This is a genomic window from Neisseria sp. 20925_1_37 (assembly GCF_041433255.1).
In the GTDB taxonomy this organism is placed as follows: Bacteria; Pseudomonadota; Gammaproteobacteria; order Burkholderiales; family Neisseriaceae; genus Neisseria; species Neisseria flavescens_D.
On sequence record NZ_JAPWBC010000017.1, the window covers coordinates 1 to 21,351 of the forward strand.

The following is a 21,351-nucleotide window of genomic DNA, read 5'->3' on the forward strand; positions in this document are numbered from 1 at the left end:
ATTGATTTGGTTTTAAAAAGGGAATTACGTAAGTATTTGGCGTTAATCAAAAAACTTATTTTGAGCTTTGAGAAGAGATAATCAATAGAAAAAGGCCGTCTGAACGTTCAGACGGCCTTTTTTCAAAGAGCGATTTATTTGGTTGCAGAAGCAGTAGAAGCAGCTTCGGCTTGAGCACCTGCAGCTGCGTTTTCACCCCATGCCGCAGGGTATTTGTAACCGGCAAAGCGTTTTTGTGAGTAGGCTTTGAACTCGTCAGAGTTGTAGGCTTCGGTTACATCTTTCAGCCATTGGCTGTCTTTGTCGGCAGTACGGACGGCAGACCAGTTAACGTAGGCGAAGCTTGGCTCTTGGAACAGGGCTTCGGTCAGTTTCATGCCGCTGCTCATGGCGTAATTGCCGTTAACGATGGCAAAGTCAACGTCGGCACGGCTGCGCGGCAGTTGGGCGGCTTCAAGTTCTACGATTTGGATGTTTTTGGGATTTTCGGCAATATCGTTTTTAGAGGCAGTCAGCGGATCAACGTCGGCTTTCAGTTTAATCCAGCCCAATTCGTTCAACATAACCAATGCACGGGCAAAGTTAGATGGGTCGTTAGGTGCAGAAACGCTGACGCCGTCTTTCACTTCGTCCAAAGATTTCAGTTTGCCAGGGTACAGGCCCAAAGGTGCGGTCGGTACTTGGAAGGCTTCAACGATGTCCAGTTTGTGTTCTTTTTTGAAGTCGTCCAGATAAGGTTTGTGTTGGAAGATGTTGATGTCCAATTCGCCTTCAGCCAAAGCAAGGTTGGGGCGTACATAGTCGGTGAACTCTATCAGTTTGACTTTATAGCCTTTTTTCTCCAAAGCCGGTTGGATTTGGTCTTTTACCATATCGCCGAAGTCGCCGACGGTTGTACCGAAGACGATTTCTTTTTTCTCTGCACCGTTGTCGGCAGAAGAAGCGGCAGAAGCAGCAGGCGCGCTGTCTTTTTGACCGCCGCAGGCAGCCAGTACGATGGCCAGCGCAGCGGCTGAAAGGGTTTTGAAGAATGTGTTGATTTGCATATTTTGCTCCTGATGGATGATAAAACGGTTTCAGACGGCCTCAAGCTGCCACCGTCAAAAAAAGAGGGATTGTAAATCTATTTTGGAAATATGAGGATGTTTTTTGTAAATTTATTTGGAATATATATCCTAATATGTTCTAAATAGATAACAGGCCGTCTGAAAAATAGTAAGTCCATTTCAGACGGTCTGGTTTGTTTAACGTTTATCCAGTTTGCGTGCCAGTCTGTTGCCGATACCTTGAATCAGGATAACGAGTAAAACCAGGATGGCAACAATGAAGATGATGACTTCCATTTGATAGCGGTAGTAGCCGTAACGGATGGCAAGGTCGCCCAAACCGCCGCCGCCAATCATGCCTGCTGCCGCGCTGTACGACAGAAGGCCGATAGCCAGTACGGTAATGCTGGAAACCATACCTGCGCGCGCTTCATTCAAAAGCACTTTGCAGATGATGCTCATGGGGGAAGCACCCATTGCGGAGGCTGCTTCAATCACGCCTCTGGGTACCTCGCGCAGGTTTTGCTCGACCAGACGGGCGAAGTAGAACAAGCCGGATACGCTCAATACCAATGAGGCGGCAACCGGGCCGATGGTCGTGCCGATGATGGCGCGTGTAACAGGAATCATGGCAATCATCAGGATGACGAAAGGGAACGCACGCATCAGGTTGACCAGGTTGTCCAAAAACAAATTCAGCTGTTTGTTGTAGTGCAACTGATGACTTGATGTCACAAATAGCAATACGCCTAAAATCGTACCGAAGATAACGGCAAAAGTAGTCGATAGACCGACCATAATAAAGGTTTCGCCCAAGGCTTGGATAATTTCGCCCTTCATGCTGACGATGGTCTCAACAGCACTTTCAAATGTTAAATCTGCCATATTAGTCCTCTCGAATCAGCTCTTGCCCGATTTCGGATTGGGCATGGATTTGGTTGCCGTGTACTTCAACGATTTCCAGCAGACGGCCTTTGTCCAAGAGGGCGGCACGGTCGCACAGGCGGCGGATAACGCTCATTTCGTGGGTAACGATGACGATGGTTACGTTGAAACGTCGGTTGATGTCTTCCAAACACTTCAAAACGCTGCGCGTAGTGGCGGGGTCGAGGGCAGAAGTGGGTTCGTCGGCGAGGATGACTTGAGGTTGCGGTGCCAGCGCGCGGGCAATGCCGACACGTTGTTTTTGACCGCCGGAAAGTTGGGACGGGTAATGGTTGGCGCGGTCTTGCAAGTCGACGATTTCCAAACATTCTTCAACACGCGCTTGGATTTTTTTAGACGGCCATTTGGCAATTTCTAAAGGAAAGGCGACGTTTTCGGCAACGGTACGGTTGCTCAATAGGTTGAACTGTTGGAACACCATACCGATATTTTGTCTGGCGTGGCGCAGTTGCGTGGCGTTGAGTGCGGTCAGTTCTTGGCCGCACACGCTGACGGTACCTGTATCCGGACGTTCCAATAAATTAATCAGGCGCAGCAGGGTAGATTTGCCTGCGCCGGAATAGCCCATCAGGCCAAAGATTTCACCCTGTTTGATTTCGAGGCTGGTCGGCTCGACGGCGACAAAGTCTTTGTTGTCGCGTGTTTGATAGTGTTTGGAGACGTGATCCAGAATAATCATGGTTTATCCGTGTTTTCTTTAATTCGTGTGGCCATCAGGGTGTGCAGACGGCGGTTGTCGGCGCGTGCGACGGTAAATTGCAGGCTGCCGATGATGACTTTTTCGCCGCGTACGGGCAGGTGTCCCAATTCTTGAATGACCAGGCCACCGATGGTATCGGCTTCTTCGCTGCTGTATTCCGTACCGAAGAAGGTGTTGATGTCTTTGATTTCGGTGGCAGCGTGGATGCGCCAGCGTTCGGAAGAAACGGCGTGGATATTGTCGGCGCTGTCGTCTTCATCAAATTCGTCTTCGATGTCGCCGACGATTTGCTCGATGATGTCTTCAAAGGTTACCAGGCCGGATGTGCCGCCGTATTCGTCGATGACAATCGCCATGTGGTTGCGTTGTTCGCGGAATTCTTTTAAAAGGGAGGCCAGTGATTTGCCTTCGGGAACGAAAACGGCAGGGCGCAAGACGGATTTCAGGTGAAACTGCTCGGGGTTGAACATATATTTGAGCAGGTCTTTGGCGTGCAAAATACCCAAAACTTCGTCTTTGTCTTCACCAATGACAGGGAAACGCGAATGGGCGGTTTCGATGACGTAGGCCGTGATGCGCTCGATGCTGTCGTTCTCTTTCAATACGTTCATGCGGCTGCGCGTAATCATGGCGTCGCGCACTTCCAGTTCGGCAAAGTCCAATACTTTTTCCAGCCGGGTCAGTGTGTCGGCATCAAAAACTTCCTGCTCGTGCGCTTGGCGCAGCAGGGTCAATACGTCTTCGGCGGAGTCGGGTTCGCCGGCAAGTCGGGAGATTAGGCGTTCGAAAAACTTGGGTTTCGACTGCGTACCGTCCATTTTAATATTCGTCCTCTTGGTAGGGGTTGGGGAAGCCTGCCGCCAGCATCAGGCGGATTTCTTCGGCTTCCATTATTTCGGCTTCATCGTCTTCGATGTGGTCGTAGCCCATCAGGTGTAAAGTACCGTGTATGGTCAGGTGGGCAAAATGCTGTTCGGGTGTTTTGCCTTGTTCGGCGGCTTCTTTCAAAACCACTTGTGGGCAAATCACCAAATCGCCATACAGGCCGTCTGAAAACTGGTCGGGCAGGATTTCGCCTTCGTTGAGCGCGAAACTCAATACATTGGTGGCGTAATCTTTGCCGCGGTAGTCGCGGTTGTAGGCGCGGGCTTCTTCTTCGTCCAGAAGAATCAGGCTGATGTCGGCGCGGCGGTATTCGTTTTTCAAGGCAGACCACGCCCAGCGGTAGAAGTCGTTCTCTGAAGGAAGGTTGGCGGCGGAAGAAGCGTTTTCAAAGTTCAGATGAAAACGTTGCCGCTGTAAGGATAAAAAAGGATATTGTTTGGCGCGTTTCATGTTGTCCGGAAAATTTGGTTTTTAGGCGTAAATATAACATATTCACCTCCATGCCGTCTGAAAAACTGCCCAAAATATGATAGACTTCATGCCGTTTTCCATCTTTCAGGCAACCATTATGAACCCGAAAAAACTCGTTATCGCCAGTCGCGAAAGCCTGCTTGCCATGTGGCAGGCAAAACATATCCAAGGCCGTCTGAAAGCCCTGTATCCCGATTGCGAAGTCGAGATTTTGGGCATGACCACGCGCGGCGACCAGATTTTGGACAGAACTTTGTCAAAAGTCGGCGGTAAAGGCTTGTTTGTCAAAGAGTTGGAACAGGCTTTGTATGATGGTCGAGCCGACTTGGCCGTGCATTCGATTAAAGACGTACCGATGGATTTGCCTGAAGGTTTCGCGCTTGCAGCCATCGGCGAACGAGCCAATCCGTTTGACGCGTTTGTGTCCAACCAATACGCGCGTTTGGAAGAAATGCCCAAAGGTGCTGTCGTCGGTACATCCAGCCTGCGTCGCGAAGCCCAGTTGCGCGCGCGCTATCCGCATTTGGTCATCAAGCCTTTGCGCGGCAATGTGCAAACCCGTTTGTCCAAACTCGATAACGGCGAATACGACGCGATTATCTTGGCCGCCGCCGGTTTGCAGCGTCTGGAATTGGACGAACGCATCCGCATGATTTTGTCGGAATCCGACAGCCTGCCTGCCGCCGGACAAGGCGCATTGGGTATTGAAATTGCAGCGCATCGCGAAGATTTATACGAAATCTTAAAGCCTTTAAACCACGATACCACACACGCCTGCGTGACTGCCGAACGCGCGTTGGCGCGCGCTTTGGGCGGAAGCTGCCAAGTGCCGCTGGCCGCATATTGCACTGAAGAAAACGGTTTGCTGACCTTGCGCGGCTTGGTCGGCCATCCTGACGGTTCGGTCATTTTGCAGGCAGACGCGCAAGCCCCAGCCGAATACGCCGATGCTTTGGGTCGCGCGATCGCCAAAAAACTGGCGGATGATGGTGCGGAAGAATTGATTGCCGCTGTATTGCAAGAACAGGCTTAAAAAACAGTATAGATCATTTAAAAAGGCCGTCTGAAACTTTCAGACGGCCTTTATTTTGTTGATGCTTAAGGATTCATAATCCGCGCAACCAAAGCTTTTTCTTTGCCCTGCATATTGGGGATTTTGACCTGAATGCCGTTGCCTGGTGCCACATCGACAGGCTGGCCTTTGCGGGTCATTTGTTCCAATTTGATGGTTTGGTTGCCGCTCGGGTGGATAATTTCGAGTGAATCGCCGATGGCAAAGCGGTTTTTGACTTCGATGGTCGCCCAGCCGTTTTCGTCAATTTCGGTAACGTGGCCGACATATTGGCTTTGTTTGGCAATCGAATGGCCACTGAGGTAGTTTTGGTAATCCTGGGTTTGGTGGCGCTCAAGGAAGCCGCTGGTGTAGCCGCGGTTGGCAAGGCCTTCGAGTTCGCTCAACAGGCTGTAATCAAACGGACGGCCTGCAACGGCATCGTCAATCGCTTTGCGGTAGGACTGGGCCACGCGTGCAACATAATAAAGCGATTTGGTGCGGCCTTCGACTTTGAGGCTGTCCACGCCGATTTTGGCCAGTTTTTCAACTACTTCGATGCCGCGAAGGTCTTTGGAGTTCATGATGTAGGTGCCGTGTTCGTCTTCCATAATCGGCATCATTTCGCCCGGGCGGTTGGACTCTTCAATCAGGAAAACTTTGTCGGCGTAGGGATGGCGTTTTTGACCGTTGATGCCTTCAAAGTTTTGGTTGGCTTCTTCTTGGGCTTTTTCAAAGTTGAAACCTTGCAGAAGCTGGGCATCGCCTGCATCGCTTTCAGTGGCGTTGTGAACCTTGTAGTCCCAACGGCAGGAGTTGGTGCAGGTGCCTTGGTTGGGGTCGCGGTGGTTGAAGTAGCCGGAGAGCAGGCAGCGGCCGGAGTAGGCGATGCACAATGCGCCGTGGATGAAGACTTCGAGTTCGATGTCGGGGCATTCTTGGCGGATTTCGGCGATTTCTTCCATGCTCAATTCGCGCGACAGGATGATACGTTCGACACCGATGTTCTGCCAGAATTTTACGCCCCAGTAGTTGGTGGTGTTTGCTTGAACGGATAGGTGGATCGGCATTTCCGGCCATTTTTCGCGCACGGTCATGATCAAACCTGGATCCGCCATAATCAGCGCGTCGGGTTTCATGGCAATCAAGGGCTCCATATCGGAAACGAAGGTTTTGAGTTTGGAGTTGTGCGGTAGCGTATTGACGGTCAGGAAGAATTTTTTGTTGCGCTCGTGCGCTTCTTTAATGCCTTGCTCGAGAACGTCGAGTTTGGCAAATTCGTTGTTGCGGGCGCGCAGGGAGTAACGCGGGCTGCCGGCGTAAACGGCGTCTGCGCCGTAGTCGTAGGCGGCGCGCATACGTTCGAGGCCACCTGCAGGCAATAAGAGTTCGGGTGTTTTCATGTTTTATGCTTTTTAAAATGTTTTCAGACGGCCCTCAAGGAAAGAGGGAAGGCCGTCTGAAAGATGTTTGAAGAATGGGCGGATTATCCGCTGTTTTTGTGTTTCGGTCAATTTTGTGTCGGGTTTGCGCTTTGTTTTTTATACGGAAAATGTCCTGTATGGGCAAAGGTGAAAAGGGGCTGCAATACGTTGGAAATGTAAAAAAAACAGGGTTGGGCGGAATAATTTAACAAAAAACCGTTCAAGCAATGTATTTTCTTGTAAAATATCAAGCTTCATTTTAAAAAATATTCGGATTAGTTACCGATTTTGACCGACGGAAGGGTTATGGATTTTCGTTTTGACATTATTTATGAATACCGCTGGATGTTTTTATACGGCGTATTGACGACGCTGGGGCTGACGGTGGTTGCAACGGCAGGCGGCTCAGTTTTGGGTTTGCTGCTGGCATTGGCGCGTTTGATCAATCCGGAAAAAGCCGGTGTGCCGATGCGTGCCTTGGCTTGGGTGTTGCGTAAGATTTCTTTTTGGTATGTTACGCTGTTCCGCGGTACGCCATTGTTTGTACAAATTGTGATTTGGGCTTATGTTTGGTTCCCATTTTTCGTTCATCCGGCCGACGGTGTATTGATTAGCGGCGAAGCAGCCATTGATTTGCGCCGTTCTTATGGTGCGTTGATTGCCGGCTCTTTGGCGTTGATTGCGAACTCGGGTGCATATATTTGTGAGATTTTCCGTGCCGGTATCCAGTCGATTGATAAGGGCCAAATGGAAGCTGCGCGTTCTTTGGGTCTGACCTATACTCAGGCAATGCGTTATGTGATTTTGCCGCAAGCTTTGCGCCGTATGTTGCCGCCATTGGCCAGTGAGTTTATTACGTTATTGAAAGACAGCTCATTGCTTTCTGTTATTGGCGTGGCAGAGTTGGCTTATGTACAAAGCACGATTACCGGACGCTATTCTGTCTATGAAGAGCCGCTTTATACAATCGCGCTGATTTATTTGGTGCTGACAAGCTTTTTGGGTTGGGTATTCCTGCGATTGGAAAGCCGTTACAATCCGCAACACCGCTAATCGGTTTGAATCAAAAAAGGAAGACTTTTTCAAGTCTTCCTTTTTTATTTGCAGTCAATGTTTCAGACGGCCTCGAATCAGAATGCTTCGCCGACTTTGACACCGCCTGCGATGTCTTTTGGCGTTGCCAGTTTGGCAGTAGCCTGTTGGGCGGCTTGGAATGCTTCGGTTGCCATGATGTCGGCAGCTTCTTGTACGGTCAATGTGTTGGCCATGTATTGCCAACGCGTTGCCAAGTCGGCGTTTTCCGGCGCATGGAAACCGTCTCGCAATTCATCTACTAAGTCAGGACGGTTGCACACCAGTACAATATCGCAGCCTGCTTCAAAAGAAAGGCGGGCGCGTTCTTTAATACCGCCGACACCGCATGCGCCTTCCATGGTCAGGTCGTCTGAAAAGATAACGCCGTTAAATCCGATTTCTTGGCGCAGGATTTGTTTCAGCCATTTTTCAGAGAAGCCGGCAGGTTGGCTGTCGGTTTGCGGGTATACAACGTGGGCAGGCATGACTGCGGCCATGCCTGCTTGGCTCAATGCGCGGAAGGGGATAAGGTCTGCGGCTTCTAGCTCTTCGCGGCTGCGTTCGTCGCAAGGCAGGACGTGATGGCTGTCGCCTTCGACAAAGCCGTGGCCGGGGAAGTGTTTGCCGCAAGATTTCATGCCGCCTTTGTTCAGGCCTTTTTGCAGGGCAAGGGCAAGCTGGGTAACGATGTTGGCATCGCGGTGGAAGCTGCGGTTGCCGATGACGGCGCATTGACCCCAGTCCAAATCCAATACAGGCGTAAAGGATAGGTCGATACCGCAGGCGGAGAGTTCGGTTGCCAAAACCCAGCCTACTTGTTCTGATTGTGCACAGGCGGCTTCTTCGCCTTCGTTATCCCAAATTTCGCCCAATACATTCATGGCCGGCAGGCGGGTGAAGCCGTCAATAAAACGTTGAACCCGTCCACCTTCGTGGTCGACAGCGATGATGAGTTCAGGCGTGCGGACGGCTTTGATTTCTTGAACCAAAGCTTTGAGCTGGGAGACATTTTCAAAGTTGCGGCGGAACAAAATAACGCCACCGACGGCAGGGTCGAGCAGGCGTTGTTTTTCTTCTTCGGTCAGATGATAGGCGGCGACGTCGGCCATGACTGGGCCGCGTGGAAGATGAGGCGTATTCATTGTTTTGTCCTGAATAATGTATATATTGGATAATCGTTATGTTCAGACGGCCTGAGAGTATAGGAATATCTCAGGCCGTCTGAATATTGGTTTTGAATTAGGCAGTTGCTTTTTTCTTGTCTTTTAAGATGAAAATCAACACAACCATCACAATACCGGTTACCACAAAACCTAAAGGTGCAGAGCCGGTCATGCCCAGTGCGAGGTAGCCTGTGGCAGCAGACGCGGCTACGGTCAGCGCGTAAGGGAATTGCGAGGTAACGTGGTCGATGTGGTTACAGTGCGCGCCGGTAGAAGAGAGGATGGTGGTATCGGAAATCGGCGAGCAGTGGTCGCCAAATACGGCACCGGCCATTACGGCAGACATACAAGGGATAATCAGCGAAGGTTCGACTTTGACGGCCATGGCGGCGGCAATCGGCAACATGATGCCGAATGTGCCCCAACTTGTGCCGGTAGCGAAGGCCATCACGCCTGCGAGCAGAAACAAAATCACGGGTAGGAAGCCTGCGTGGATATTGCCTGCCACCAAAGTGGAGAGGTATTCGCCGGTGTGCATCTCGCTGACAACGGTGCTGATGATCCATGCCAAAATCAAGATGGTAATGGCACCGCGCATAGAGATGATGCCCTGCCAAATGGCTTTAGGATAATCGCTGGTTTTGATGGTACCGATGGTGCAGAGGATGACGGCCAATACGCCGCAAGTACCGCCGAACACGAGGGAAGTATTTACATCGGTATTTTCAAATGCGCTGAGCAAAGAGAAGGTCTCAGAAGCTTGTGCGCCAGTGTAAATCATGGCAGAAACCGTGGCGACAATCAGTACCAAAACCGGCACAATCAGCGCGAATACGCGGCCGTTGGGATGGCCTGTTTCAAAGGTTTCATCATGAATTTCATTCAAAGCGGCGCGTTCCAAACGGGCCATGGAGCCGATATCGAAGGAGAACCAGGCCACGACAAACACCATAATCAACGCGAAGACGGCGTAGTAATTCATCAGGCTCATGGCCACGAATGCGCCCATTGGTGTGTAGTCTGTAATGTTGTAAGTCACCAAAAGGCCGGCCAAAGTAGCGATAATCGATGCGCCCCAGCTTGATACCGGCATCAAAACGCACATCGGCGCGGCAGTGGAGTCAAGGATATAAGCCAGTTTGGCGCGGGAAACTTTGAATTTGTCGGTTACAGGGCGGGCAATCGCACCGACGGCAAGACTGTGGAAATAGTCGTCAATAAAGGTAACGAATACCAAACAGGCAGTCAGCAGTTTTGCACCGCGACGGCCTTTGATGTGCTGTTTTGCCCAATCGGCAAATGCTTGGTTACTGCCGGAATGTGTCAGCAGGGAAGTGAAAATCCCCAAAAGCACCAAGAAGAGCAGGATTTTGGGTTTGCCCAAAGACCAATTACCGTCTGCCCAAGTGAGGCTGACTGCCATGTCTTTCAAGTGAACCAAAGCATCGAGTGGATTACCGCCTACCAGCAGGAATGAGCCGACGATAATGCCTACACCCAGGGACAGCAATACACGGCGCGTGGCAATGGCCAAGGCGAGCGCAATGGCTGCCGGGACGATGGATAAAATAGAATTTGAATAATTAATAAGTTGCATAATTATATTGTATATAAGCGGTGAAATATTTTCAGACGGCCTAAACTGGAAGACGGATAACAAAATACCCACCGCCTCTGACAGATGGGTATTTTATCATCTAACACATCATCATGCCGTCTGAAAAATCGGACTACTGCAGATTTAGCGCGAGGAACAAAGTATTGCCTTCGCGTTGTACCAAAAGCGGTACGTTTTTGCCTGCGCTTTCCAAGGCACTTCGGAAAGTGGATTCGTCATTGACGCTGATTTGGCTGACGGCAATAATTTCGTCGCCGCGTTTGAGGCCGGCACGTTCGGCCGCACCGCTAACGCGCAGAACGATTAAGCGTTGTTTGCCGTCTGCGTTTTCAACCTGCAAAGTCAGGCCTGCGTTTTCAACGGTAAATCCGTCATGGCCGCCATCGTGTTGCGGGTGTTCAGCCTCTTTTGCAGAAGTTTCCGTTTGTTCGGCTGCGCTGCCAAGTTTGACTTTGACATCGGTTTGTTTGCCGCCGCGCCAAATGCTCAAAGTCACTTCTTTACCCGGCATCATCGAGCCGACCATGACCGGCAAATCGCTGGAGGCGCGGACTTCTTCTCCGTTTACGCTGCGGACAATATCGCCGACTTGCAAACCGGCTTGTTGTGCCGCGCTGTTTGGCATGATTTTGGCAATCAGTGCGCCGCTTGCTTTGTCCAAACCGAAAGATTTGGCCAAATCATAAGAAACTTCTTGAATAACCACGCCTAATTGACCGCGTTGGACTTTGCCGTTGGCTTTCAATTGATCGGCCACATTCATGGCAACATCAATCGGAATAGCAAACGAAATGCCCATGAAACCGCCGCTGCGGCTGTAAATTTGCGAGTTGATGCCGACTACTTGGCCGCGGAGGTTGAATAACGGGCCGCCTGAGTTGCCGGGGTTGATGGCAACGTCGGTTTGGATGAACGGCGTGTAGTTTTCATTCGGCAGGCTGCGGCCTTTGGCGGAGACGATGCCTGAAGTTACGCTGTTGTCAAAGCCGAAAGGAGCGCCGATGGCGGCTACCCATTCACCTGGTTTCAAATCTTTCGGATTGCCGATTTTGACAACCGGCAAGTCTTCTTGCGGCTCAATTTTTAAGAGGGCAACGTCGGATTGGGCGTCTGAGCCGACCAGTTTGGCCGTGTATTCGCGTTTGTCGTTGAGCAGGACTTTGATATTGCCCATGCCGGCAACCACGTGGGTATTGGTCAGGATATAGCCGTCTTTGCTGATGATGAAGCCGGAACCGAAATTCAAATCGTCGCTTTCAGTATCTTCTTGCGGCATATCGGGCATATTGGGAACAAGGCGCTTGAAGAACTCGTAAAACGGATCGTTGTCGGGGAATTGGCTCAGGTCCATGCTGTGGTCGTCATCCGATGTCGCAGTGCGTTTCGCCGGTGTCGCTTGAATATTGACGACGGCCTGTCCTTCGTTTTGCACCAGTTGGGCGAAGTCGGGCAACAACATGCCGACTTTTCCGTCATCGGTATTGGTTTCTATGCGTTGAACGAGTTCTTTGTTTTCGTCTTTGCCGAAAAAGGTGCTGACTTTGTCGCAACCTGAAAGAAGGGAAGCTGAGAGGACAGCGAGGGCCAGATATGTGTTTGTTTTAATATTCACGAAAGTTCCTTTTGCCGGTGCCTATCGTATTGTCGGCATGCGTTTGAGCCGGCAGGCAGTTTTATTGTTTGAATGCTGTTTAAATGTATAAGATAGGATTTTTACACTTTAACGGTTTTTTTTCAAGCATTTCATTTTAAATGAAAAAATGATAATTGGAATTTTATTCTTTTAAGGCCGTCTGAAAGCTTTGGAATATGACCTGTCGGTCGGTTCACTTTTTTCAGACGGCCTTTAAATTGTGGTCAGTCGTGTTGATCCAAATGGTAGATCTGCGCCACGGCATCGATTAATTCGCTGTTGTCCGAGCCCGCTTTATTGAGTGTGCGTGTCGGAGAGTGGAGCAGTTTGTTGGTCAACTGGATGGAGAGGCGTTCGAGGACATCCTCGGCGGATACACCTTTTGCCAGTTGCTTCATGGCATTTTCCAATACTTGGCGGCGTGCGCGTTCGCCTTCGTCGCGCAAGGCGCGGATAAGCGGAACGCTTTGGCGGTTTTTCTGCAGGCGGATAAATTCGCTGACTTTTTCTTCCACCATGCTTTCAGCCGCCGCCGCTGCCTTTTTGCGCGCATCTTTACCGCTTTGGACAATGTCCATCATGTCGTCTACGGTATAGAGATATGCGTCTTCCAATTCGCCGACTTCGGCTTCGATATCGCGCGGAACGGCCAAATCCAGCAGGAAAACAGGCATGTTGTGGCGTTTTTTCAATGCTCGCTCGATCATGCCTTTGCCAACAAGGGGCAGTTGGCTGGCAGTGGAAGAAACAACCACGTCGTAATCGTGCAGAATATCGGGCAATTCGTTCAGCAGGCAGGCTTCGGCGTTGACACCGAGTTTGTCGCACAATTCCTGCGCGCGCTGGTGTGTACGGTTGGCAACGGTAATGAGCTTGGGATTTTTGGCGGCAAAATAAGTGGCCACCAGCTCAATCATTTCGCCTGCGCCAATAAAGAGGACGTTCAGATCGGAAATGGAAGGGAAGATTTGCTCTGCCATTTTGACCGATGCAGAGGCCATGGATACGGAGTTTTCGCCGACAGCAGTGTCAGTACGCACTTCTTTGGCAACGGCAAAGGTTTTTTGAAACAGGGCATTTAAGTGGGTATTGATGCTTTCCTGTTCTTGCGCAACGCGGACGGCATCTTTGATTTGACCGAGAATTTGCGGTTCGCCCAAGACCATGGAATCCAAACCGCAGGCGACACGGAAGGCGTGGCGGACGGTTTCATTATTATCCAAGGTATAGAGGTAAGGACGGATTTCTTCGGCAGGCAGGTCGTGATACTGTGCCAACCAGTCGATGATTTTTTCGGTTTCGCCGACGCAGTAAAGCTCGGTGCGGTTGCAGGTAGAAAGAATAACTGCTTCTTCCGCCGCCTCACTGCGCGCGAGGTTGGACACGGCATCCGGCAGATTTGCAGCTGCAAATGCCAGTTTTTCGCGTATGCTCAAGGGCGCGGTTTGGTGATTGAGTCCGACGACGGTAAGTTGCATGGTTATGGTATGACTGGGTAGTGTGTGTGGTGGGTATTATAGCTTAAGTGGGCTTTAAAATGAATGTGTTGGGGGAGAAGATACAATGAGGTTTGCCATCAAAAAGGCCGTCTGAAAAGATTCAGACGGCCTTTTTATCAAGAAAGGCTTAAACGGCTTCTGCTTCTTCTGCCAAGAAACCGCGCAGTTTTTGCATCGCTTTGGCTTCGATTTGGCGGATGCGTTCGGCAGATACGCCGTATTCTGCTGCCAATTCGTGCAGGGTCAAACCGCCGTCGTCTTGCAACCAGCGGCTTTCAACGATGCGGCGGCTGCGGTCGTCCAGTTGTGCCAAGGCGTTCTGCAGACCTTCGGTTTGCAGGGCGTAGTGGGCTTGTTTGGACAACTGACGGCTAGGCTCTGCATCGTGGTCGGCCAACCAGTCGATAGGGGCGAAGTTGTCCTCGTCATCGTTGTTTTCTGCCATGATGCCGATATCGTGACCGGTCATGCGTTGTTCCATTTCCAAGACTTCGGACAATTTGACGCCCAAATCGTCGGCGATTTCTTGCGCTTCTTTTGGAGACAAGGCATTCAGGTTTTTACGCATGCTGCGCAGATTGAAGAACAGTTTGCGTTGCGGTTTGGTTGTGGCAACGCGGACCAAACGCCAGTTGCGCAAAATGAATTCGTGAATTTCGGCTTTAATCCAATGCACGGCAAACGAAAACAGGCGCGCGCCGCGGCTTGGTTCGTAGCGTTTGACGGCTTTCATCAGGCCGATATTGCCTTCTTGAATCAGGTCAGCTTGGTTGAGGCCGTAGCCGTCGTAACCGCGTGCAATGGATACGACGACGCGAAGATGAGACAGAATAAGCTGTTTGGCGGCGTTGAGATCGCCTTTTTGTTGACGTTCGGCCAGTTGTGTTTCTTCTTCGGCGGTCAGCATGGGAATGCTGTTGACAGTATGAATGTATTGCTCGAGGCTACCGTTGCCGCTGTGGATAACGGGTAATGCAAAAGCTTTATTCATAAAGGATGCTCTCCTTGATTAGGCCGTCTGAAAACGGCTTTTTGTTTATTGTGTGACAAGCAGTATAACACTGCCTGTGGTTTGTTTTGTTATGGGTTGGATTTTTTCTGTAAATTAACGATAGATTCAATAGTTTTTACTGCTTGAATTGCAAGGGTTGATTGTCTTAGAAAATTTGAGTAATTTGCTAGGTTTTGGGTAAGTATATTACAAACATTTCTGTATGTAAATAGTTTTATTAATAAAAAAGACCTTGTATAACAACGTCTTAAAATTTTTTTATTCTGGTTTCTTCCTGCTAATCAGGATAAGGAATACGCCGATAACGGCCAAAATGCTGATAAGCCATATTGAGCCGCCTGCTTTCATATAAGGAGTTTCGCCGATATAGCCTTTAACGTGGCCTTCGAGGACGGTTTCTGTATCCGGTTGGGCTTCGGCAACAATCGTGCCTTTAGGGGAAATAATGGCAGTTGCGCCGGTATTGGTGGCGCGAACCATGTAGCGACCCAGCTCCATTGCACGCGCTTGGGACTGTTGAAGCTGCTGATACATGGCATTGGATTTGCCATACCACGCCATATTGCTGATGTTGGCAAGCAGTGTGGAGCGTTTCGCCGTTGCGATGAGTTCGTCGCCGAAACCGTCTTCATAGCAGATATTGAAGGCGACTTTTTGATCTTTCATTACCAACGGCGCTTGGTTGTCGCCGCCTTTTTGAAAGTCGGCCAAAGGCATATCCATCATTTTATAGAGGCGCTCGGTAATGGTGGGCAATGGCTTGTATTCGCCAAATGGAACGAGATGGTTCTTGGCGTAGTAGGGGATGACATCGGAAGTGCTGTTGTGATAGTCGCTCAAATTGATGACTGCATTTTCGTAGCCGTTGCCGTCGGGCGTATATTGGCTGATACCGATGGCCAACGCGCTGCCGTTGCTTTGCGCCTGTTCGGCGAATTGTTCCAAGATGCCTTCGGGCAGGTCTTGGCGCATCAGCGGCAGGGCGGTCTCGGGCAGGATGACGATGTCGGCACTGGTTTTGCTGATTTGTTCGTAGTATTTCTGAATGGTTGGGATGATTTGCTCTTCTTTCCATTTCAGATTTTGCTCGATATTGCCTTGAATCAGGGCAACCGTGCTGGTGCTGCCGTCGGGGCGGGTGTATTCGGTTTGTTGGGAAATGTAGCCGACGGAGCAGAGTGCAACGATAAGGAATAAGGGCAGCAGGCGGTGTTTCAGACGGCCATGATTGTCAATCAGCAACACCAGCCATGCGCTGAGGAAAGCGGTTGCCAGCGTGACCATATGAATGCCGCCCAAAGGCGCGAAGCCTGACAACGGGCTGTCTTTGATGATTTGGGAATAGCCGATTGCACCCCAGCCGAATCCGGTCAGGAAACGTTCGCGGGCAAATTCTGCCAGCGTCCACAAAATCGGCAGCAGGAGGCCGGTTTTGGCCCAGCGTGACAGGTTGCATTTTCTCCACACCCAAAAACAGATGGCCGGATAAAGCGCAAGAAATGCCGGCAGCAGGAAGGTGAGGGGGATGGCGTATGAATCCGGCAAACCCGAAACGTCATGCAAGGCAGTGTGTATCCAATAAAACTGCGCCGTATAACCGATTAATCCGAACAGATAGGCAGTCATGACGGCAAAGCGTGGACGCAATTCAATCAGGCGTATCAGCGCGCCAAACAACAGCGGCATCAGCCAGAAATGATAATACGGGGCGAAAGTGAACGGTGTCGCAGCGGCAATCAAGATAACCAGCGGCCAGTACAGCAGCGGATGTTGCCAATATTGTTCGAGTTTACGGAAAATATTCATGCTTTAAATGGTATTGAGGCCGTCTGAAAAGTTTTCAGACGGCAGGGAAACAAAATCAGTCTTTTTGAAACAATTTCATTGCAGGCAGGACGATTGCGCAAGCTAATGCACCGGCGGCTACTCCGACCACCAGATTGGCGATATGTTCCATCATGCCGCTGTCCCAATGCTGCGCGTGGAGGAAATCGTGCAAAAAGCCAAGGTTGTGGGCGATTAGTCCGCCGCCGACCAAGAACATCGCCAGCGTGCCGACAATGCTCAAGCCGCGCATAAACCAAGGCATAAATGAAATTAAACCGCGTCCGATACTTTGTACGGCGGCGCTTTTTTGGCGCATCAACATCATACCGAGGTCGTCAAGTTTGACGATGATGCCGACCAAACCATAGACCAATGCCGTCATGCCGACACCGATGGCGGCCATCACCAAAGAACGTGTCATCAGGTCATATTTCTCAACAACGCCCAGCGCGATAATGATGATTTCGGCGGAGAGGATGAAATCTGTGCGGACCGCGCCTTTTACTTTTGTTTTTTCGTCTGTGACTTCAGGCTCGGTATCGTGTCCGTCTTCGTGTTCATTGCGGTGCAGAAATTTGTGCAACAGTTTTTCCACGCCTTCAAAACACAAATACACACCGCCGATCATTAGCAAGGGCGTAATCAGCGCAGGCAGGAAAGCGGAAAGCAACAGCGCAAGCGGCACCAGAATCAGCTTGTTGACCAGAGAGCCTTTTGCCACCGCCCAAATAATCGGCAATTCTCGCTCGGCGGATACGCCGGTTACTTGGTTGGCGTTGAGCGCCAAATCGTCACCGACCACGCCGGCGGTTTTTTTTGCGGCGACTTTGGTCATCATCGCTACGTCGTCCAAAACGGCGGTAATGTCGTCCAAAAGCGTAAAGAGAGAGGCGAAGGCCATAATGTTGTCCGGATAAAATCAAATAAACGCGCGATTATATATGAAAATTCAGTTGCTTGAATGTTTTTCAGACGGCCGTTGACGGAAATTAACCAAAGGTCGTCTGAAAATACTATTTCGGCGTATAACGTCCCGCCATGGCTTTATACACCATATTTTCGTATTTTAAGGCTTCATAGCGTTGGTTCAGCAGGTTTTGAGCCGAGCTGTATTCTGAATTCAAAGCCTCCAGCCAGTCTTTCAGTTCGTTTTTACCATGCTGGTAGCGTACTTGATAGTAATGGCTGTTTTTCTTGTCCAACTGATAACGTTGTTCCTGATTGGCAAGGCTGGCCTGCGCGTTTTTGTAGGCAAGGTAATTGGTGTTGACCTCGTTAAGCGCAGTGGTCAGGGCTTTTTCAAAATTCAGCTTGGCACTGTCCATCTCCGCTTGTACGGTTTTGTCTTTCCATTTCATGGTCTGCCAGTTAAGGAAAGGCAGATTGATGGTGGCCGAGCCGCCCAACATGGGGATATTGAACGTGCTTTTCGCTTTATCGGAAGAAGTACTCAAACTTGCGCCCAAAGTAATCGACGGATACCAACTGCGTTTTTGCGCGTTGACCGATTGTTGCGACGCTTGCAGGCGGTATTCGGCAGCGCGCAAGTCGGGGCGGTTGGCCAAAACGGTAATTGGTACGTCCAAGTTCACGCCTTTGACAGGCAACAGGCGGAATTGTGCCGGATCGGCGGCTATATTTTCAGATGGCCTTAAATTCAACAAATTACGCAAAACTTGTTTTTGCGTATCCAAATTGTTTTGCAAAGACAACAGGCTGTTTTCCGCACTCAGCAATGACTGTTTGGCTTGGGTCGGCTGGCTTGAGTCGGCTCGGCCGTAGCGGAACTTGGCATTCGCAATGCGGTTGATTTCCTGATATTGCTTCAGCGATTTTTTTGCTAGCTCAATCGCTTCGTTCAGATAGGCGATATTGAAATACGCATCGGCAACATTATTAATCAAAGTCAGGCGTGTGTTGGCCATGTCTTCATGCGTGGCTTGGTATTCCCATACCTGCGCATCGGCAGTAGCACTGAGTTTGCGCCACAAATCCAATTCGTAGCTCAAGCCAAGCTGGCTGCTGAAGGTATTGCCGTGGCTGCCGGTTTTCAGGTTTTTAGAAGCGTTCGCGCCCAACGAGCCGCTGAACGAAGGCACCAAATCCGCGCCCAAAATATTGGCTTGGTACAAAGCCTTGTTGACGCTGATGGCCGCCTGTTTTAAATCGACATTGTTCGCCAACGCCTGCTCCATCAGCGCATTAAGCTGCTGGCTTTGGTAGATTTCCCACCAGTTGCCGTTTACATCGTAGCGTTCGGCAGTTTCCGTCGCGCTCATGACTTGGCCGGTCGCTTCCAGCGTCAGATTCGGATTGGCTTTGGGTGCAGCACACGCACTTAGGGCAAGGGCAACAGCCAATGATAAGGCTGCTTGGGAAAAAGGTTTCGTCTTCATAAAAAATCTTTCGGGTAACAGCATTTCAGACGGCCCCAAGATAATAGGCCGTCTGAAACATAATCAATCTTGAGCCAGCGCATCAATCGGGTTGAGCTTGGAGGCTTTGTTGGCAGGCATAAAGCCGAATGCGACGCCGATGGCGGTGGAGCAGACAACTGCGCCGATGACGGAAGTCATGGAAATGCTCATCGGGAAGTTGGTGACAAAGTAGTTGAACACCAGGCTGATGCTTGCGGACAACAATACGCCTGACAGGCCGCCGATGATACAGATTAAGACGGCCTCAATCAGGAACTGTTGCAAAATATTGTTGCGGCGTGCGCCGATTGCCATGCGGACGCCGATTTCTTTGGTGCGCTCGGTAACGGAGACCAGCATGATGTTCATCACGCCGATACCGCCGACCACCAAAGAGATGACCGCAATGGAAGAAATCAGCAGCGTCATGGTGCCGGTCGTGCTTTCAACCATTTCTTTGATGCTGTCGCTGTTGTTCATAAAGAAATCTTCTGTGCCGTGGCGTGCTTTCAGCAGCTCGGTCAGGCTTTTTTCGGCAACTTGCGTGTTGGCATCGTCTTTGATTTTGACAACGATGGAGTTGGTATAGCTTTCGCCGGTAATTTGGTGCATGACCGTTGTATACGGCGACCAAAGCATCAGCGAGTCGGAATTGCCGAATGAGTTGTCATCCTTTTTCATAATGCCGATGACGGTGAGCGGGCGTTTTTTGAAAAGGATGGTTTTGCCTAAAGGATTGACGCCTTCGCCGAAGAGTTTGGTTTTGGTGTTTTGGTCGATGACGACGACTTGGGCATCGGTTTTTACATCGTCATCATCAAACAGACGGCCTTCTTCCAATTTCAAACCGCGCACGTCGAAATATTGTTCGCCTACGCCGTAAAGCGAGGCAGTCAGGTCGGTGTTGCGGTAGGTCAAGGTACCACCTGAGTTGGTTTGAGGGGTGGCAGAGGCGACGTAGCTTTGTTGGCTGATGGCTTTTGCGTCATTAATCGTCAGTGTCTTGATCCGTCCGCTTCTACGGTCGCCAAAACCACGGCCGGGGAAAATACTGATGGTGTTTGTGCCCATCGAGTTAATGTCTTCCAAGATTTTTTGTTGCGAGCCATTACCTAAGGCCACTACCGATACCACCGAGGCGATACCGATAATAATCCCCAGCATGGTCAGCAGCGAACGCATTTTGTGCGCCATAATCGCCTGCACAGACATTTTGAATGCTTCCATAAATTGATCGTAATAAAACGACCAGGAAGCTTTTTCTTTAATCCGCTCCACTTTGCTTGGCGGAATATCCGGATTTTTAGACGTATCCGAAATAATCTGACCGTCGCGAATTTCGATGACGCGATTTGCGTTTGCCGCAATACCCGGATCGTGGGTAACCATAATCACGGTATGCCCGTCTTCGTGCAGCTTGTGGATGATTTCCATCACGTTTTTACCGCTGGCGGTATCCAATGCGCCGGTCGGCTCGTCGGCAAAGATGATTTCGCCGCCGTTCATCAACGCGCGGGCAATCGAAACGCGTTGTTGCTGACCGCCGGAAAGCTCGCTGGGTTTATTGCCTTCTTTATTTTGCAAGCCCAAATCGCCCAACAGTTTTTCCGCACGTTCCGCGCGCTCTTTGCTGTCCATGCCCATATACACGGCAGGCAGGGCGACGTTGTCCCGGGCGGTCAACGAGCTTAACAGGTTGTAACGCTGGAAAATAAAGCCGAAACGCTCACGGCGCAAAGCCGCCAGCTCATCCGGCTGCATTTGCGATGTTTCGATGCCGTCGATTTGATAAGAGCCGGAAGTGGCGGTATCCAGACAGCCCAAGATATTCATCAGCGTCGATTTGCCTGAACCGGACTGGCCGATAATCGCCACAAAGTCGCCTTTCTCAATAGAAAGGCTGACATCTTTCAATACGTGCACACGGTTTTCACCGCTACCGAAAAAACGGTTGATATTCTTACATTCGATTAAACTCATAATCTTTCCGGGCGAAAAATAGAAATACAGGAACTAAGGCCGTCTGAAACACAGCCAAACCTTTCAGACGGCCTTAATCAATCAGCGAGGAGGGCCGCCACCCATCATCGCGCGTTCACTGCTCTTATTCTTTTCATCTGCGCTCATTTCAGAAACGATCACTTTTTCGCCTTCTTTCAAGCCGCTTTTGATTTCGGTATTCATGCTGTCTTTCAAACCGACGGTCACTTCGCGTTCTACCGCTTTATTGTCTGCGCCCAAAATGCTGACATAGGATTTGCCGTTATGTTTTTTCACGGTCAGCGTCGGTACCAGTAAAACATTCTTCACGCCATTGATTTCGATCGTGTTTTGAGTGGTCATACCGATAGAAAGTTTGCCTTCGGGATTCGGTACAAGTGCGCGGGCATAGTAGTAAATCGCATTGGAAGTCGTGTCCGTGCTGCTGGTGTAGCTGCCCAAAGACATGGTGGTCAGGCCGGGGTCGACACTGTCTAATTTCGCTTTAATCGGGGTGTCCGGCTCGGACAAAATGGTGAACGAAATATCCTGACCGGCTTTGACTTTCGTGATGTCGCCCTCTGCAATCTGCATTTTGTTTAACAT

At 50.3% G+C, this 21,351-nt stretch carries 18 protein-coding genes; 2 read left to right on the top strand and 16 right to left on the bottom strand.

Annotated elements, in window-relative coordinates:
* Positions 1 to 134: 134 nt before the first annotated feature.
* From O3661_RS09985 to ybeY, 5 genes are all read right to left on the bottom strand, one after another.
* The gene (locus tag O3661_RS09985) at positions 135 to 1,046 is read right to left on the bottom strand and encodes a MetQ/NlpA family ABC transporter substrate-binding protein (RefSeq protein ID WP_070589559.1); all 912 of its coding nucleotides are present in this window, start codon (positions 1,044 to 1,046) and stop codon (positions 135 to 137) included.
* 198 nt (positions 1,047 to 1,244) lie between these two features.
* Positions 1,245 to 1,931, bottom strand: coding sequence for a methionine ABC transporter permease (locus tag O3661_RS09990; protein ID WP_070587440.1), 687 nt, complete (start codon positions 1,929 to 1,931; stop codon positions 1,245 to 1,247).
* 1 nt (position 1,932) lies between these two features.
* Positions 1,933 to 2,670, bottom strand: a complete 738-nt coding sequence (locus tag O3661_RS09995; RefSeq protein ID WP_004519679.1) for a methionine ABC transporter ATP-binding protein — start codon at positions 2,668 to 2,670, stop codon at positions 1,933 to 1,935.
* On the bottom strand, positions 2,667 to 3,509 hold the full coding sequence (locus O3661_RS10000) for an HlyC/CorC family transporter (RefSeq protein ID WP_070873634.1): 843 nt from the start codon (positions 3,507 to 3,509) through the stop codon (positions 2,667 to 2,669). The genes O3661_RS09995 and O3661_RS10000 overlap by 4 nt, the downstream gene beginning before the upstream one ends.
* Before the next feature lies 1 nt (position 3,510).
* The gene (gene ybeY / locus O3661_RS10005) at positions 3,511 to 4,026 is read right to left on the bottom strand and encodes an rRNA maturation RNase YbeY (RefSeq protein WP_070826620.1); all 516 of its coding nucleotides are present in this window, start codon (positions 4,024 to 4,026) and stop codon (positions 3,511 to 3,513) included.
* A gap of 118 nt (positions 4,027 to 4,144) precedes the next feature.
* Between ybeY and hemC the strand changes: the two genes are divergently transcribed.
* Positions 4,145 to 5,080 (top strand): hydroxymethylbilane synthase, encoded by a 936-nt coding sequence (hemC, locus tag O3661_RS10010; protein ID WP_371493311.1) that lies wholly within the window; start codon positions 4,145 to 4,147, stop codon positions 5,078 to 5,080.
* A 65-nt stretch (positions 5,081 to 5,145) separates the two neighbouring features.
* Here the strand turns inward: hemC and yegQ are convergent, their stop codons facing one another.
* Positions 5,146 to 6,501 (bottom strand): tRNA 5-hydroxyuridine modification protein YegQ, encoded by a 1,356-nt coding sequence (yegQ, locus tag O3661_RS10015; RefSeq protein WP_371493312.1) that lies wholly within the window; start codon positions 6,499 to 6,501, stop codon positions 5,146 to 5,148.
* 327 nt (positions 6,502 to 6,828) lie between these two features.
* Here yegQ and O3661_RS10020 point away from each other — a divergent pair, with 327 nt between their 5' ends.
* On the top strand, positions 6,829 to 7,575 hold the full coding sequence (locus O3661_RS10020; protein ID WP_070606779.1) for an amino acid ABC transporter permease: 747 nt from the start codon (positions 6,829 to 6,831) through the stop codon (positions 7,573 to 7,575).
* A 77-nt stretch (positions 7,576 to 7,652) separates the two neighbouring features.
* Here the strand turns inward: O3661_RS10020 and nagZ are convergent, their stop codons facing one another.
* From nagZ to O3661_RS10070, 10 genes are all read right to left on the bottom strand, one after another.
* Entirely contained in the window at positions 7,653 to 8,738 is a 1,086-nt protein-coding gene (gene nagZ, locus O3661_RS10025; RefSeq protein WP_371493313.1) for a beta-N-acetylhexosaminidase, read from the bottom strand.
* Between the two features lie 97 nt (positions 8,739 to 8,835).
* Positions 8,836 to 10,356: a Na+/H+ antiporter NhaC family protein gene (locus O3661_RS10030; RefSeq protein ID WP_371493314.1), complete on the bottom strand. Its 1,521-nt coding sequence runs from the start codon at positions 10,354 to 10,356 to the stop codon at positions 8,836 to 8,838.
* 133 nt (positions 10,357 to 10,489) lie between these two features.
* A complete protein-coding gene (locus O3661_RS10035; protein ID WP_371493316.1) occupies positions 10,490 to 11,989 on the bottom strand; it encodes a DegQ family serine endoprotease in 1,500 nt (499 codons plus the stop codon).
* Positions 11,990 to 12,234: 245 nt separating this feature from the next.
* Positions 12,235 to 13,488 carry a glutamyl-tRNA reductase gene (gene hemA / locus O3661_RS10040; RefSeq protein ID WP_371493318.1) on the bottom strand — a complete coding sequence of 418 codons (1,254 nt, stop codon included), beginning with the start codon at positions 13,486 to 13,488 and terminating at the stop codon, positions 12,235 to 12,237.
* A gap of 148 nt (positions 13,489 to 13,636) precedes the next feature.
* Positions 13,637 to 14,500 carry an RNA polymerase sigma factor RpoH gene (gene rpoH / locus O3661_RS10045; protein WP_004519690.1) on the bottom strand — a complete coding sequence of 288 codons (864 nt, stop codon included), beginning with the start codon at positions 14,498 to 14,500 and terminating at the stop codon, positions 13,637 to 13,639.
* A 279-nt stretch (positions 14,501 to 14,779) separates the two neighbouring features.
* A complete protein-coding gene (gene lnt / locus O3661_RS10050; protein ID WP_371493320.1) occupies positions 14,780 to 16,327 on the bottom strand; it encodes an apolipoprotein N-acyltransferase in 1,548 nt (515 codons plus the stop codon).
* A gap of 55 nt (positions 16,328 to 16,382) precedes the next feature.
* Positions 16,383 to 17,249 (bottom strand): DUF808 domain-containing protein, encoded by an 867-nt coding sequence (locus tag O3661_RS10055; RefSeq protein ID WP_107857249.1) that lies wholly within the window; start codon positions 17,247 to 17,249, stop codon positions 16,383 to 16,385.
* A 112-nt stretch (positions 17,250 to 17,361) separates the two neighbouring features.
* Complete coding sequence (locus tag O3661_RS10060) at positions 17,362 to 18,744, bottom strand: TolC family protein (RefSeq protein ID WP_371493321.1); 1,383 nt, start codon at positions 18,742 to 18,744, stop codon at positions 17,362 to 17,364.
* A gap of 63 nt (positions 18,745 to 18,807) precedes the next feature.
* Positions 18,808 to 20,745: a MacB family efflux pump subunit gene (locus O3661_RS10065; RefSeq protein ID WP_371493322.1), complete on the bottom strand. Its 1,938-nt coding sequence runs from the start codon at positions 20,743 to 20,745 to the stop codon at positions 18,808 to 18,810.
* Positions 20,746 to 20,826: 81 nt separating this feature from the next.
* Positions 20,827 to 21,351, bottom strand: a 525-nt coding sequence (locus O3661_RS10070) for an efflux RND transporter periplasmic adaptor subunit (RefSeq protein ID WP_371493323.1), incomplete at its 5' end; no start/stop codon positions are given.

Excerpts from the sequence above, each read along its gene's own strand:
- O3661_RS09985 (WP_070589559.1), bottom strand. The coding sequence starts at position 1,046 with ATGCAAATCAACACATTCTTCAAAACCCTTTCAGCCGCTGCGCTGGCC.
- O3661_RS09990 (WP_070587440.1), bottom strand. The coding sequence starts at position 1,931 with ATGGCAGATTTAACATTTGAAAGTGCTGTTGAGACCATCGTCAGCATG.
- O3661_RS09995 (WP_004519679.1), bottom strand. The coding sequence starts at position 2,670 with ATGATTATTCTGGATCACGTCTCCAAACACTATCAAACACGCGACAAC.
- O3661_RS10000 (WP_070873634.1), bottom strand. The coding sequence starts at position 3,509 with ATGGACGGTACGCAGTCGAAACCCAAGTTTTTCGAACGCCTAATCTCC.
- ybeY (WP_070826620.1), bottom strand. The coding sequence starts at position 4,026 with ATGAAACGCGCCAAACAATATCCTTTTTTATCCTTACAGCGGCAACGT.
- hemC (WP_371493311.1), top strand. The coding sequence starts at position 4,145 with ATGAACCCGAAAAAACTCGTTATCGCCAGTCGCGAAAGCCTGCTTGCC.
- yegQ (WP_371493312.1), bottom strand. The coding sequence starts at position 6,501 with ATGAAAACACCCGAACTCTTATTGCCTGCAGGTGGCCTCGAACGTATG.
- O3661_RS10020 (WP_070606779.1), top strand. The coding sequence starts at position 6,829 with ATGGATTTTCGTTTTGACATTATTTATGAATACCGCTGGATGTTTTTA.
- nagZ (WP_371493313.1), bottom strand. The coding sequence starts at position 8,738 with ATGAATACGCCTCATCTTCCACGCGGCCCAGTCATGGCCGACGTCGCC.
- O3661_RS10030 (WP_371493314.1), bottom strand. The coding sequence starts at position 10,356 with ATGCAACTTATTAATTATTCAAATTCTATTTTATCCATCGTCCCGGCA.
- hemA (WP_371493318.1), bottom strand. The coding sequence starts at position 13,488 with ATGCAACTTACCGTCGTCGGACTCAATCACCAAACCGCGCCCTTGAGC.
- rpoH (WP_004519690.1), bottom strand. The coding sequence starts at position 14,500 with ATGAATAAAGCTTTTGCATTACCCGTTATCCACAGCGGCAACGGTAGC.
- lnt (WP_371493320.1), bottom strand. The coding sequence starts at position 16,327 with ATGAATATTTTCCGTAAACTCGAACAATATTGGCAACATCCGCTGCTG.
- O3661_RS10055 (WP_107857249.1), bottom strand. The coding sequence starts at position 17,249 with ATGGCCTTCGCCTCTCTCTTTACGCTTTTGGACGACATTACCGCCGTT.
- O3661_RS10060 (WP_371493321.1), bottom strand. The coding sequence starts at position 18,744 with ATGAAGACGAAACCTTTTTCCCAAGCAGCCTTATCATTGGCTGTTGCC.
- O3661_RS10065 (WP_371493322.1), bottom strand. The coding sequence starts at position 20,745 with ATGAGTTTAATCGAATGTAAGAATATCAACCGTTTTTTCGGTAGCGGT.